Annotated in this window: 11 protein-coding genes; 5 read left to right on the top strand and 6 right to left on the bottom strand. The window is 58.0% G+C overall.

The window, feature by feature from the left end; genetic code table 11:
* Nucleotides 1-17 precede the first annotated feature (17 nt).
* The 4 genes from KF841_06690 to KF841_06675 all read right to left on the bottom strand — a co-directional run bounded on the left by KF841_06690 (nt 18) and on the right by KF841_06675 (nt 3,926).
* Nucleotides 18-908: a YicC family protein gene (locus KF841_06690; GenBank protein ID MBX3395039.1), complete on the bottom strand. Its 891-nt coding sequence runs from the start codon at nt 906-908 to the stop codon at nt 18-20.
* A gap of 38 nt (nt 909-946) precedes the next feature.
* Nucleotides 947-1,375 carry a preprotein translocase subunit SecG gene (gene secG / locus KF841_06685; GenBank protein MBX3395038.1) on the bottom strand — a complete coding sequence of 143 codons (429 nt, stop codon included), beginning with the start codon at nt 1,373-1,375 and terminating at the stop codon, nt 947-949.
* A 96-nt stretch (nt 1,376-1,471) separates the two neighbouring features.
* The gene (tpiA, locus tag KF841_06680; GenBank protein MBX3395037.1) at nt 1,472-2,272 is read right to left on the bottom strand and encodes a triose-phosphate isomerase; all 801 of its coding nucleotides are present in this window, start codon (nt 2,270-2,272) and stop codon (nt 1,472-1,474) included.
* A gap of 292 nt (nt 2,273-2,564) precedes the next feature.
* Complete coding sequence (locus KF841_06675; protein MBX3395036.1) at nt 2,565-3,926, bottom strand: PQQ-binding-like beta-propeller repeat protein; 1,362 nt, start codon at nt 3,924-3,926, stop codon at nt 2,565-2,567.
* Nucleotides 3,927-4,172: 246 nt separating this feature from the next.
* On the opposite strand from KF841_06675, the gene KF841_06670 reads away from it, so the two are divergent.
* The 5 genes from KF841_06670 (at nt 4,173) to KF841_06650 (ending at nt 11,182) form a co-directional block, all read left to right on the top strand.
* Nucleotides 4,173-5,837 (top strand): Zn-dependent hydrolase, encoded by a 1,665-nt coding sequence (locus tag KF841_06670; protein MBX3395035.1) that lies wholly within the window; start codon nt 4,173-4,175, stop codon nt 5,835-5,837.
* Nucleotides 5,838-6,650: 813 nt separating this feature from the next.
* Entirely contained in the window at nt 6,651-7,751 is a 1,101-nt protein-coding gene (locus KF841_06665; GenBank protein MBX3395034.1) for a hypothetical protein, read from the top strand.
* 44 nt (nt 7,752-7,795) lie between these two features.
* Nucleotides 7,796-8,818 (top strand): NAD-dependent epimerase/dehydratase family protein, encoded by a 1,023-nt coding sequence (locus KF841_06660; protein MBX3395033.1) that lies wholly within the window; start codon nt 7,796-7,798, stop codon nt 8,816-8,818.
* Between the two features lie 91 nt (nt 8,819-8,909).
* Entirely contained in the window at nt 8,910-10,097 is a 1,188-nt protein-coding gene (locus KF841_06655) for an aminotransferase class I/II-fold pyridoxal phosphate-dependent enzyme (protein MBX3395032.1), read from the top strand.
* A 134-nt stretch (nt 10,098-10,231) separates the two neighbouring features.
* Entirely contained in the window at nt 10,232-11,182 is a 951-nt protein-coding gene (locus tag KF841_06650; GenBank protein ID MBX3395031.1) for a ribose-phosphate diphosphokinase, read from the top strand.
* Nucleotides 11,183-11,281: 99 nt separating this feature from the next.
* Here the strand turns inward: KF841_06650 and KF841_06645 are convergent, their stop codons facing one another.
* On the bottom strand, nt 11,282-12,778 hold the full coding sequence (locus KF841_06645; protein ID MBX3395030.1) for an excinuclease ABC subunit UvrC: 1,497 nt from the start codon (nt 12,776-12,778) through the stop codon (nt 11,282-11,284).
* 132 nt (nt 12,779-12,910) lie between these two features.
* Nucleotides 12,911-14,077 (bottom strand): deoxyguanosinetriphosphate triphosphohydrolase, encoded by a 1,167-nt coding sequence (locus KF841_06640; GenBank protein MBX3395029.1) that lies wholly within the window; start codon nt 14,075-14,077, stop codon nt 12,911-12,913.
* Nucleotides 14,078-14,090: the final 13 nt, after the last annotated feature.

Below are 14,090 nucleotides of genomic sequence, written 5' to 3'. Positions count from 1 at the left end.
TCGATCCGTCATCGCTCTCAAGCCACGTTCTGTACCTGCTCCTTGATCCGATCGACACTGGCCTTGATCGCCACGACGTGCTTTGAAAGCTCTGCGTCGTTCGACTTGCTGCCTATGGTATTCGCTTCGCGAAGCATCTCCTGCGATAAAAAGTCCATCTTTCGTCCGGCCTCCTCGGGGGCTTCGCATAACGTGTCAAACTGATCGAGATGGCTCGAGAGTCGAGACACCTCTTCGTTCACGTCGCATCGCTCCGCAAAAATGGCAACCTCCCGGGCCAGCGCATCCTCGTGCAGCTGGACATTGAGACCCTCCATTCCGTCAAGCAGCTGCTGCACCCGCGACTGGAGCCGCTTTTGATACTCAAGCACGACGGACGGCGATCGACGGCGAACCTCTTCAAGCCTCGAACGAATTTCCCCGATGTGTTCGCGAAGGTCACGCAGCATCGCCTCGCCTTCGGCTTTTCGCATTCCGATCACGCCGTTGATCGCGCGATCAGCAAGCGTTTGCACAATCTTGAACTGTGATGCCAGTCGTTCGTCATCAATGTCCGCAACCTGCATGATTCCAGGCGCGTCGAGCAGTCGCGAAAAGTCAATGCGAGCCAAGCCATACCTTTTGCCCACTTCCGTCAATTGCCGAACGTAATCGTCGAGTACGTCCGTATTGATCCGGCAGGCCGAAGAGGGCGATTCATCGGCGATACGCAGCGAAAACGTGATGCTTCCGCGGCCGAGGCGCTCACGCAGCAAGCGGTCGATATCCGCCTCATAGCGGCCAAATGGCTCCGGAAGCTTGATCGAGGCTTTGAAGTAACGATTGTTCACGCAGCGAATTTCGACCCGGTATGTGACACCATCGGCGGACCATCGTACCTCGCCATAACCGGTCATGCTCTGAATCATTCGCCGCGTCCTCGACCAATCCGCTGAGTCGCTGTGTGTCAGTTGCCCGGCTCAGTCGTGCCGGAATTCGCGGGTGTCGAATTGGCTGGCGGAGACGTCGGCGTGTCGGAAACGGGTGCTGCGACCGGCGACTGCGATGCGGGACTGATCGGAAGATCAGCCGCACCGCCGAGATCGGTCGATTCCGTCTTCGCGGGCGCGGGCTGCACCTTGGCCAGTTTCTCCGGCGCGAAGATAAAGTTTCCCGCGATATTGAGCAGCAGAAAAACGCTCACCAGTCCGACGGTCACCCAGGTGAGGAAGTCGCCCGTTTTGGTGCCGAATGCGGAGTGTCCGCCAACGCCGCCGAAAGCGCCGGAAAGTCCGGCGCCGCGGTTCTTCTGAAGCAGAATCAAGCCGATGAGCAGCAGCGAAACACCGACAATCGCCATGCTCACGAAGAAGCCGAGATATCCAAATGCCAACATGAATTCCATCCTCATTTTCGCCAAGTTCATCAATTACCGCTCGGCCGAACGTCGTTTTCGCCGGCTCGCGCGGATGAACCATCATGCTCCGATCATTCAGGTCTTAGCGGCGATGGCCGCGTCGATTATCGCCGCAAAATCTGCCGCCTTGAGACTCGCACCGCCGACGAGCGCGCCGTCCACATCTGGGCATGCCATTAATTCCGCGGCATTGTCGGGCTTTACGCTGCCGCCGTACTGAATTCTGATCTGAGAGGCCGTTGCTCCGCCAAATTTCTCGGCAAGGACCGATCGAATGTGGGAATGCGCCTCCTGGGCCTGTTCAGGCGTCGCATTACGCCCGGTGCCGATGGCCCACACCGGTTCGTACGCAATGACCAGAGAGGTCACAGCCGCCGAAGCGATTCCCGACAGGCTGCCATGAACCTGCCGAGTCAGCACGGACTCCGTCTTGCCGGAGTCGCGCTCGGCGAGCGTTTCACCGATGCAGACAATCGGGGTCAGGTCCGCCGCAATTACTGCACGCGCCTTCAGCGCGATCATTTCGTCGGTTTCGCCATGCACACGCCCATCAGCATCCTTCGGGCCGATGGTGTGCCGTCGTTCACTGTGCCCGAGGATGACGTATTTGCAGCCGGTTTCCTTGACCATCGCCGGCGAAATTTCGCCAGTGAACGCGCCCGACGTTTCGTGGTGACAATTCTGCGCGCCAAGCGCCAGTGGCGATCCGGCAACGGCCTTCGCCATCGGGAACAAATAGGCTGAGGCAGGAAAGATTGCGAGATCGATCAGTGACTGGCTGCCGAGGCGGGCGCAGAGTTCCTGCACGAGCGATCTTGCCGAGGCAAGATCGAGATTCATCTTCCAGTTTCCTGCGACAAATGGTCGCCGTTTCATGGACGTGAAACCTCGCAAAGCGCGCGCTTCCACCCGAAAACTGCCAACTTGGTCAAGCCCTGTATGAGAACTGATAGCTATTGCACTGTCAAGGACTTGCGCGGAACCGACCGTGGCTGCCGCCGACAAGCAGGGCATCGGTCGTTATGCCGCAAATACAAATAGACCGAGGCACAAGTTCACTCGGAGGGTTGCGCAATCAAATCCCGTCGCCCATGCATCTAACATGATACTGCTCAATAAGATACGAATATGTTGCCGGCCCTTCCCTAAATCTTTGCGGTTCGGCAGTTCACCTATTTTCACCGCCGACCGCGATCACGTGGCCGACCGTTCGGAAATAAAGATGGCCATCGACGACTGCCGGCGTCGCCATGCAGACCTCGTTCAGGTTATTCATGGCGAGTCGTTCAAACTCCGGTCCGGCGCGAACGACAAACACCTCGCCTTCCTCGCTCGTGAAGTAGAGCCTACCTGCGGAGGCGACACCGGACGCTGTGAAGCCTGTGCCGCTCACGAGACGTTCCCGATACTTGGTCTCGCCCGTAACCGCGTCAAAACAAGAAAGGACTCCGTTGTCGCGGCAGCAATAGAGCAGGCGGCGATAGACGATCGGCGTCTGCATATAGTTGCCGCCCCGATCGTTCCACCACGCAACCTGCGGATGGGTTGCCTCTGTGGAATTCAGCTTAATGCGGCCTTTGGCGCCGGTTTTGATGGCGTAGATCGGGGCCATGGATCCGTGTGCGTTGGTGATGTATATAAGTTCTCCGGCAACGACGGGTGTGGGCACAGGGATGTCACCGCCTCCCCGCAATCGCCAGATTTCCTTGCCGGTAGCCAGATCATAGCCGCCGATGTGTTTCAACCCGTTCACGACGACCTGCGATCGCGGTTCGCCGACGTAGACGGTGGGTGTGCTCCATGTAGGGACGTCCTTTCGCTGCGAGCGCCACAATTCCGCGCCGGTCCGGACATCAAAGGCCGCCAGAAAGGAATTCTGCTGAACGTCGCATTGAATAATCACTCGCCCATCGTGGATGACAGGGGAGCTTCCGAATCCCCACTGCGCATCAGGCACGGCGAAGTAGCCGGAATCCAGCAGGCCGAAATCCTTCTTCCACAGGAGCTTGCCTTCCATGTTGTAACAGTACATGCCTTCGCTTCCGAAGAATGCGAGAAGGTGTGTGCCATCCGTCGCGGGTGTTGAATTGGCATGACTGCTTTTTCGATGGCGCTTCACGCGCGGGATTGCTCTGCAGGCTTCCTGGTCCCAGAGAATACGTCCGGTGCCACGATCGAGACAGAGCACTCGAAAGCTGTGTTCTTCCGGTTCATCAATTGATTCGATATTGCCGTAGAGTCCTACCTTCACTTCGGGGCGATCATCCTTCGTGTTCACGGCCGTTGTGATGAAGAGCCGATCGCCCCAGATGACCGGCGATGAGTATCCGAGTCCCGGAATTGGCGTCTTCCAGCGAATTCGCGTTCCGTCATCAACATTCCAGTCAATCGGCGCCGGAATTTCGTCGGCGATTCCGCGGGCGGCTTCTCCGCGAAACTGCGGCCATCGGGGGATGACCATTTTCTCGTCGGCGAGTGCCGGTGATCCGATCGATATAACCGCCATCATCACGCGAACGATTGTGCTCATGTAAATCTCCGGTCGATGGCACCACAGACGGCAGTCAACGCATTATTCACAATTCAGATCGAGAGTTAACCTTTTCAATTCAGGCGGTGCGGCCCCGCAGGCTGATTCGGATCTACGATGGATCGCCTGCGACCACCGTCGACCGACGATCCGATGGGCATTGCCCGGCTTTTGCTGCATACTATCATGGGGTTTGTCAGGCAGTCTACAATTTCCGGTCAATGTAGAATCCAGGGAGATTCCATCATGAACAAGTTGACGAGGTTCGGACTGGCCGCGATGCGCGTTGTGGCATGTACGGCCATTTTTGCCGGCGCGGCAGGCGACTCAGGCATGGCATGGGCCGACGAAGGGGATCGCATGGAAGCAAAGTATGCAACAGTCAGGCTGACGACGGATTTGTCCGTGCTGTCTCCGAAAGAACAGAAGATGATTCCGTTGCTGATTGAGGCGGCACAATACATGGATGCCGGTTTCTGGCGTCAGGCGTATGGCGACAAGGGAGAGTTGCTCGGGTCAATCAAGTCACCAGCGCTGCGGCGCTATGCTGAGATCAACTACGGCCCCTGGGACCGGCTCGATGGCAACAAGCCGTTTGTTGAAGGTTACGGTGACAAGCCATTGGGTGCGACATTTTATCCAACCGACATGTCCAGGGAGGAATTTGAGAGGCATCTGGTGGAACATCCGTCCGATGCCGCCCGCTTCAAAAATGAATACACCGTCATCCGGCGCGACAAGGATCGTAAACTCATTGCCGTCGATTATCACGAGTTCTATGAGGACATCGTCCGCGGTGCGGCCCTGAAGCTGAAGGAAGCGGCCGAACTGGCGGAGGATTCCGATTTACGGGAATACCTGCTCTCCCGGGCGGTGGCATTGATGAGCAGCCAGTATCGTGCCAGCGATATGGCATGGCTGGACATGAAGAACAACACGGTCGACATTGTGATCGGTCCGATCGAGGTGTATGAGGACGCGTTGTTTAACTACAAGGCGGCCTTCGAAGCATACGTATTGGTCAAGGACAAGCAGTGGAGCGCGCGCCTTGCAAAATACGCCAGGCTCCTGCCCGACCTCCAGCGAGGACTGCCGGTCGACGAGAAGTACAAGAAGGAAATGCCGGGAACGGACTCCGACCTTAACGCCTATGACGTGATTTATTACGCCGGAGATTGCAACGCGGGTTCAAAAACCATCGCCATCAATCTGCCCAACGACGAAGAGGTCCAGCTCCGCAAGGGCACACGGCGTCTCCAGCTGAAAAACGCGATGCGCGCCAAATTCGACAAGATTCTCGTGCCGATTGCGCGTGAGTTGATCGTGGATGAACAGCAGAAGCACATCACATTCGATGCCTTCTTTGGCAACGTTATGTTCCATGAAGTCGCGCACGGGCTGGGAATCAAGAATACGGTCGACGGCAAGGGTACGGTTCGGGATGCCCTGAAGGAACTCGGCTCGGCACTCGAGGAGGGAAAAGCGGACATCCTCGGTTTGTACATGGTCACGCGACTGTTTGAGCAGAAGGAAATCACTGACGGCACGCTCATGGATAACTACGTCACGTTCCTCGCCGGCATCTTCCGATCGGTGCGATTCGGAGCCGCCAGCGCGCACGGACGGGCAAACATGATCCGGTTCAATTTCTTTGAACTGGAAGGGGCGTTCTCGCGCGACGCGAAGACCGGCAAATATCGCGTTGATTTCGATCGAATGCAGAATGCAATGAACGCGCTTTCAAAACGGATTCTCACGCTTCAGGGCGATGGTGACTACGATGGCGTAAAAAAGCTGATGGATGACATGGGCATGATCAGGCCGGCCCTGCAGAGTGATCTCGATCGGTTGTCGAAAGCGGGAATTCCGGTTGATGTGGTGTTCGAACAGGGAATGCAGGTCTTGAAGTAGTTCGCGGTGGATGGCCTTGTGGGTTGGCGGTCCGGGCGAGACTGCGGCCCGGGTGAGACTGCGGCGGCATTCAGGAAAACAGGTCCAGCCCGCGTTGCGCCGGTTGAATCTCGATTTCGATGTCCTTCACGGCGGGTGGATCTAGAACATCTGGTCGTTCGATGGCTGTTCGAAACGGCCACAAGCGTTTGGGTGTGTCGGCAGACGTTTCGTCCGCTGAAGCGTATGAAGAATGCAAGGCAGCCTGCGCGGCAAGTTTGAGCGCACGGAGCGCGAAGAACACCGCCGGTGGAACGCATTCAGAGATTGAAATCCCACAGTTCGGGAAGCCGAAGCTGACGTTCTGGCATTCGAATTCAACGCGATCAATGGTGCAGCCTCTCGCCGCAGAACCGTTGCCGGCCATGAGGCGGCAGTGCCTTATGCGTGGCACACAAGCCGTGTACGCCCACGCGCGAATCGGCGAAACGGAGATCGGTCGAATGGCGGAGACCATCGGCTAACTTCCCCGTGTAACGGTGAGGTAACGTGGAAGGTTCGTCGGTCGAGCGGCCTACAGGGACGCATGAGGCCGACTCGCTCCATCCTATCAAAGGTGAACGGCCGATTGCGAGTTTTCGCAATTTGTTGGAAACGTTTGCGGACGCTGCGATAGTTCGCCGGTTTGTCGCCACCTTTACACTTGTTGACCAAGGTTGTGCGCCCCCCGGCTTGGCACGGTTGACGCTAATAAGGACCGGCCGGAGAATAAGATCGAAATCGCCGATTCGCCGCACGGGAAATCTGCCTGAATTTGGATAGAAGAGGTCGCTCATGAGCAGGTATTACCTATCAGCATATATCGCATTTTTGATGGTGCTGGGGGCCGTCGCCACACCTTTGGCCGCTGATTCAGGCCCGGCCGGCGCAACACCCACTGATGCACAGCGAAAGGCTGAAGCTCTGAGGCGCTTCAAATCGGCCCGGCTGGCTTTTGTGAAGGATCTCTATGCCTTGGATGGCGGACAGGCGAGCAATGTTGAAGCGTGGATGGAATCGCAGGCTGCCGCTCATCAAAGCTACATGGCGGAGCGCGAATTGACGCTCCGCCGCCGCGAGGTCGCACTCACGTCGCTCATTACGAAGATGCGGGACATTTCGGACGCCACGCGGGACGAAGTTGCTCGCCGGATGCAGGAGCAGATTTACGACATCTACTCCAAGGCGCCGCTTAGTCTTGCGAACACGGCCAGGTACACCGAAAGCATCCTTTCCCCCGACATGGTCGAATTGGGGCGGAAGATGATACAGAATCGCCACGCTGACAAGCTCGGGGTTGGGCCGGTTGATATCGCCCGGCTTGATCGGCTTCTTGTCGAGCCCGTGAGGGTCGGCAGCGGTGAAGTGGTCTTTCCGGCACGCGCTTCCACCGCAGCGGCGGATACACTTCGAGCCAATGCCACAAAAGAGGCACGATCGAGTGGCGCCGAAGCCTATCCTGCGTCCAACAAATTGAAGCCTGATCCCCGAGCAGCAGAAGATTCGCCGGTAATGAAGAAACCGCCGCCGCCCTCCGCGCCGGAGATATCGGCATCTTCCGCGCCGTTGGAACCTGCGCCGCCGATCGATCAGTGGAAGTCGCGTCTGGAATCGATGATCGCCCGGTATGAACTCACGGATGACCAGCGGTCCGTCGCGGAGTCGATATTCGAAAGCTGCCAATCGCGGGCGCAGCGTGCGCTTGAGGCGAAACATGCGGACATAGAGAAGGCCGAGTCCATCCCGGACGAAGCTTCGAGAGCGAAGGCGCTTCGAACACTGACAAAGGAAGCCGACAGGATTTTCAGCGAAATGTGCAGCCGCATCGAGGCCGTCGCCTCCGTCGAACAGCGAAACAGGGCGGCGCAGCGCGATAGAACGGCCGAGTCCAATTAAGTGCTTCAGCATCGCCGGCTTTTTCGTCGGCGGGAGAGATTTCATTGCGAAAGCCAGCGGTCTTGATCACGGGTGCCGGAGGCGAAGTCGGCTTCGGGCTGATTGAACAGTTTGCCAAGCGAGATCATTCGCAAATCATTGCCCTAGATATCAAGCCTTTGCCGGCCGAATTAGGTCAGCAATGCAGTGCATCAATTGTCGGCGACATCCTCGATGAAAATCTGCTACAGCGGCTCGTCAGCGAATTCGAGATTCACTCCATTTATCACCTGGCGGCACTGCTGAGTACCCGCGCGGAATATACGCCGGACACGGCACACCGCGTCAATGTCGAGGGCACGCTGAATCTGCTGAAGCTCGCTCATGAGCAGACGCGCTGGCACGGCCATTCCGTTACATTCGCCTTCCCAAGCTCGATCGCGATATACGGCTTGCCGGATATTCAAACGAAGGAACGCGCGGGCCGGGTCAAGGAGTCTGACTGGAACTTTCCGACGACGATGTACGGATGCAATAAGGCGTATTGCGAGATGCTCGGGCGATATTACTCACTGCATTATCGACAGCTCGCCGCCGAGACGGATGATCGCCGAATCGACTTTCGATCGTTGCGATTTCCGGGATTGATCAGCGCCAGCACGCTGCCGACCGGCGGCACGAGCGATTATGCGGCCGAGATGATTCACGCGGCGGCTCAAGGTCTGCCGTATGCCTGCTTCGTTCCGCCGACCGCACGGCTGCCGTTCATGGTGATGCCCGATGCAATCCGCTCGCTGATCGAGGTGGCCGAGGCGCCTGCCGACCGGTTGACCCAGCGCGTTTATAATGTCGGGGCCTTCTCGCTGAGCGCGGCTCAACTTCGCGACAAAGTGCTGAGTGCGTTTCCCAATGCCCGAATCACCTTTGAGCCCCACTTGGCACGGGCGCGGATAGTTGATACATGGCCGGCGGATGTGGATGATTCAGCGGCGCGCCATGACTGGGGATGGAGAAATGAGTACGACGTCGACCGCGCGTTCAATGAATATCTCATCCCGCAGATCACGCGGAGATACCGGACGCCATGAATTTCCCAGCCTCGACAAGATACGTCTGACACGTTGACTTGCTCAATGAATCTGTGAATCGGAACTCGACACCTGTAATCCGGAAACAAGCATGTCCCAGGTCTGGCAATCAATCGATCACGAACTCGACGGCCTTCGCAAGGCCGGGCAATACAAACAGCTCAAGTACCTCACCCGACCCATGGGACCGGTGTCGCAGATCGAAGGCGTCGGCGAAGTGGTGGTAATGTGCTCGAATGACTATCTCGGCCTTGCCAACGATCCAGAGGTCGTCGCTGCCGGCGTCGAGGCTCAGGAGAAGTGGGGGGCTGGGACCGGGTCCGTGCGATTCATCTGTGGCACGTTTGAATATCATCGCGATCTGGAGCGGAGAATTGCAGAACTCTCCGGGACGGAGGACGCCACGACCTATGTTTCATGCTGGAATGCCAACGAGGCGGTGTTGCCCACACTGATGGCGGCCGGCGGGGATTCCGTAATCGTCATCAGCGACGAACTTAATCACGCCTCGATTATTGATGCCATTCGCCTCGGCAGACAGATCAATAAGTCTTCGCAGTCAAAGGTGTACAAGCATAGCGATATGGCCGGACTTGAGGCGTTGTTGAAAGAGCATTCGGCCATACGGAACAAGATTGTCGTGACTGACGGTGTGTTCAGCATGGAGGGCGACATCGCCAGGCTCGACGTCATCCATCGGCTTTGCCGCGAACACGGTGCGATCCTCGTCGTGGATGACTCGCACGGCGTCGGCGTATGCGGTCCCACGGGAAAGGGAGTGGCTGAACACTACGGTCTATTCGGAAAAATCGACGTAATGACCGGCACGCTTGGCAAGGCGCTCGGCGGCGCGGCGGGTGGTTACATCGGTTCCCGAAAAAACCTGATCGACCTGATGGTGCAGAAGTCCCGTCCGCAACTTTTCTCCAATGCGCTGCCTCCTGCGACAGCCGGAGCCGCAGCCCGGGCGATTGACATCGTGCTGCGCGATCCGACGCGCGTCGAGAGATTGAGGGCGAACGTGCGGTATATTCGCGGCGGCCTGAAGAAGCTTGGATTCGAAGCGATCGAAGGGCCCAGTGCGATCACACCAATCATTCTCGGTGAGACCGCCAAGGCCATCGCCGCAAGCAAACGGCTGCTTGAGCTGGGCGTCTTCGTGATCGGATTCGGGTACCCTGTCGTCCCGGAGGGCACCGCTCGATTGCGCGTGCAAATCTCGGCGGCGCACGAACAGGCGCATCTCGATCGTGCGTTGGGAGCGTTCGCGAAGCTTTGATGAACTGGGACTCGCAGGTGTGATCTGGCCGCAAACGCCACACAAATGAACGAGGACTGCCGTCGCCGGATCGGATCCTCGCGACCCGTAAAACGCCTTTGAGACTTTCAAACCGAACTACCCGAAACACAGCCATGAGCGAACGTGCAAAACTCCTGATCTTCCCGGGCTCCGGCAGTCGAAAGTTCACCGAAGCCATTTGTCGACATCTGCGCGTCCGATCCGGTAAATGCGAAGCAAAGCATTTCTCAGAGGGAAATACCTTCGTCCGCGTGCTCGAGAATGTTCGCGGCCGAGATGTTTTCTTTGTGCAATCCCTCTCCTATCCGGTGAATGATCACTTCACGGAGATTCTCTTTTATGCCGACGCATTCAAGCGCGCATCGGCTCGCAATGTCACGGCTGTGATTCCATTCTTCAGCTACGGCAAGGGCGATAAGAAAGATGAACCCCGTGTATCGATTCGAGCGCGTGTCGTTGCTGATTGTCTTGAGGCGGCCGGGGTCGATCGCATTGTGACGATGGACCTTCACGCGCCGCAGATTCAGGGCTTCTTCCGGGTGCCGGTCGATCACCTCTTCGCGTTGCCCGTTATTGCCTCCTACTTCCGGCGCAAAGTCACGAAGGACTGGGTTGTCGTCGCTCCGGATGTCGGCGCGGCGCAGATGGCCAACGCCTACGCCCGGGCGCTCGGTGCAAAGACCGTCATCGCCGAAAAGACACGCGACGACCATCGCGAGAGAGCCGTCGTCAAGCGAATCATCGGCCACGTCAGCGGCCGCAATGCCCTGATTGTTGACGATTTCACGATCACGGGCGGCACCTTGATCGCCACCGCTCAGAAACTCAAGGAAGAGAATGCCAAGGATGTCTATGCCGCAGTTGCGCATGGCGTGCTGACGCCCGGCTCGGCCGCAAGAATCGACTCGAGTCCGATCAAGCAGATGATCGTGACCGACACCATCGAATACCGCTTCGAACCGCCGCCTCGGAAACTGCGGGTCGTTTCTACCGCCAGACTCTTCGCCCAGGCAATCAACAACATTCACAAACAGACAAGCGTGTCGAAACTGTTCGAGCAGTAGGAGCCGGTTGATTCCCCGCGTTTGGCCTCGAACGCGGTCTCCGGCCGGCGCTGCGGACGTTGCGTGTCGATCGCTTGCGATTGTGCAGAGAAAAGCGGATCAGTCGATCGGGGGATGAGTCTGAATATCGTCTGGCGGAAATGGGTCGATAGGCGGCGAAGGGCGGATGATATCAAGCGGCGTTCGATTCACATCTCGATCAGCGCGCTGTTCGCGCAGCCGTTTTCGTTCCGATCGCTTGCGGGCCTTGGATCCGTCGCGAGCGACGCGGTTTTTTTTCGGCGGGCGCTTACCGAGCTTGATATCCTCATCAAACTGTCGCTTCGTCCGCAGGATATGATGATAATGCTGTGCGAACCGGTGAGATTCGTCGCGCACCTGTTGAAGAAGTCGCAGGGCGGCGTCGTTCCGGGGCAGCCGGATCGGCTGCTTCCGCGATTGAATGAAGATTTCCTCCTCGCGCTTGGCCAGCGAAATCACCATCGGCGGCTTGACGAACGCCTCTTCGCACGCCTCCAATGCTGAGTGAAGCTGCCCGAGTCCACCATCGATCAGAACGACATCCGGATACAACTCTTCCCCTTCGGCCGCTCGACGATATCGTCGCCGAACGACTTCCCGGATGCTGGCGTAATCGTCAATCCCCTCGACGCTCTTGATCTGAAATCGGCGATAGCCTCCCTTGAACGGCTTGCCATCAATGAAGCAGACCAGCGCGCCGACGGTTTCCTCGCCCTGCAGATTGGCGATATCGATGCCTTCGATGATGCGCGGCGTGTGCTCCAGTTCGAGGATTTTTCCGAGGCGGGCGAGACCCTCTGTTGAATCGACATAGAACGACTCGGGCTGCACATCGACTCGAGCATCCCCCGACAATCGCAGTTTTTGTATCGCGCGGATCCGATCGCGTAGTTTCGCGGCTTCCTCGAAGTTCAACTCCGCGGCGGCGGTCTCCATGTCGCGCTGCATTTCGCGAATGACGACGCTCTGCTTGGAACCCAGGAATCGCTTGAATCGTTCGATGTCCGCTCGATACGCCTCCCGGCTGATGCGGTCACCGCAGGGTGCCGTGCACTGTTTGATCGGGTAAAGGAGGCAGGGCCGGAAGAAACGGCGGGTGTCGTCGTCATCGCGAATTTCCAGCTCGCACGTCCGGAACTTGAATACCTTCTGCAACGCGTTGATCGCATCGCGAAGGTCGTTCACGCTCGTGAAAGGGCCGTAGAGTTTCGTTCCTTTGCGGCGCGGCGTGCGCGTGATGAACACGGCGGGAAAGTCATCGCCGGTCGTGATCTCCAGATACGGGAATGTCTTGTCATCCTTCAGCAGTTCGTTGTAGGGCGGCTGGATGTCCTTGATGAGCCGGTTTTCCTGCAGGAGCGCGTCAACCTCCGTATCGCACAGAAGGAAGTCAAAGTCGCACACCAGGCCGGCCATTTTCGCAATTTCAGGGCCGCGCGATCGAAGCAGGTCCGCGGAATTCTGAAAATAGGATCCGACCCGCGATCGGAGGTCCTTTGCTTTCCCGACATAGAGAACGCGACCCTTGGCATCCTTCATGAGATAGACGCCCGGTGCTTTCGGCAAATGCGCAATCCGGGTGCGAAGCGACCCGATGCGTTCGGATTCAAGGCGAGGATTCGTCATGCTCGTGCGGGAATTGTAGGCGTGACACTTGCCTTTGGTGAGGGGCTCATCACGTGCTGAATCCTCGATGGGCCCCGGATCCTAGTCAAAGTGGAAAGGCGCGAACAGACGCTGATGCTCGCGCTGGCAGAAGCGGTCCGTCATGCCGGCAATGTAATCGCAGATCACTCGGTGCGCCGTCTGATCGGGTATTCGGCTTCGGAATCTCGACGGCAACAGCTTCGGCTCGTTGAGATATGCCTCAAATAATTCGGCAATCAGTCGCTTGGCCTTCAAATCCATTCGGACGACGCGATGATGTCGATAGACGGACTCCATGAGAATCTTCTGCAACTCGTCCACGCCCTTCTGCATCGCGCTCGAAAACCCCACGACATCGCAATGGTGGCGTCGCACATCTTCGATGCTCCGAATCCGCGCCACCTTGATCTGCTCCCGCGTGTTGCAATCGGCGTCTTCGTTCAGGCGCGACGCCAGCCGGTCAATGATCGGGCGACGGAGGGCGTGAATATTCTTGTCGGGGTAGGCGGCCCGAATCGGCTCAGCCGCTTCCCTCCAAAGGCGGCTTCCCATCAGGGTGGTCTCAGTAAGTATTCCTTGCCCGAGGCTGTCCTCGATATCGTGCAGGGTGTAAGCGACCAGGTCCGCGACATTCGCAATCTGACCTTCGATCGGACAGCGTGGCCCGACTTCGAAGAGTGCGGCGATTTGGTTGTCCTTCGATCCTGCCGCGCTCGGGTGGTCGAATCGAGTCTGGTGCTTGATAAGCGATTCCCGCAGTTCAAAGGAAAGATTCAACCCCCGAAATCCGGGGTAGGGATGCTCGAGATAATCAACGACCCGCAATGACTGGACGTTGTGCTCGAATCCGCCGTGACCTTTCATCAACTGGGAAAGCGCCTTCTCGCCCGCGTGTCCGAATGGCGAGTGTCCAAGGTCGTGAGCCAATGCGACCGCGCCGGCGAGCCGATCATTGACGCCGATCAATCGAGCGAGTCGCTCCGCCTGCGCCATGACTTCGAGCGTGTGGCTGAGTCGAGTCCGGAAGTGATCCGTTTGACCCGTGATGAAAACCTGCGTCTTGTACATCAGCCGGCGAAAGGCCATGCAACTGATGATGCGGTGGCGATCCAGGTCAAACGGGCGTTCGTCGGCTGCATCGGGGCGAGGGTGAACCCGGCCGCGCGACGAATCGTCATGAACGGCGAAATCAGCGAGCGGTGATTGTCGCGGCGCGGTGGCAGCCATGGCGGTGGATTGT

The organism is Phycisphaerae bacterium (assembly GCA_019636475.1).
Classification (GTDB): Bacteria; Planctomycetota; Phycisphaerae; order UBA1845; family UTPLA1; genus JADJRI01.
This window is presented reverse-complemented; position numbering and strand designations above follow the sequence as displayed.

Bases quoted from the DNA above. Each gene is read 5' to 3' on its own strand.
- KF841_06690 (MBX3395039.1), bottom strand. From the start codon at position 908: ATGATTCAGAGCATGACCGGTTATGGCGAGGTACGATGGTCCGCCGAT.
- secG (MBX3395038.1), bottom strand. From the start codon at position 1,375: ATGTTGGCATTTGGATATCTCGGCTTCTTCGTGAGCATGGCGATTGTC.
- tpiA (MBX3395037.1), bottom strand. From the start codon at position 2,272: ATGAAACGGCGACCATTTGTCGCAGGAAACTGGAAGATGAATCTCGAT.
- KF841_06675 (MBX3395036.1), bottom strand. From the start codon at position 3,926: ATGAGCACAATCGTTCGCGTGATGATGGCGGTTATATCGATCGGATCA.
- KF841_06670 (MBX3395035.1), top strand. From the start codon at position 4,173: ATGAACAAGTTGACGAGGTTCGGACTGGCCGCGATGCGCGTTGTGGCA.
- KF841_06665 (MBX3395034.1), top strand. From the start codon at position 6,651: ATGAGCAGGTATTACCTATCAGCATATATCGCATTTTTGATGGTGCTG.
- KF841_06655 (MBX3395032.1), top strand. From the start codon at position 8,910: ATGTCCCAGGTCTGGCAATCAATCGATCACGAACTCGACGGCCTTCGC.
- KF841_06650 (MBX3395031.1), top strand. From the start codon at position 10,232: ATGAGCGAACGTGCAAAACTCCTGATCTTCCCGGGCTCCGGCAGTCGA.
- KF841_06640 (MBX3395029.1), bottom strand. From the start codon at position 14,077: ATGGCTGCCACCGCGCCGCGACAATCACCGCTCGCTGATTTCGCCGTT.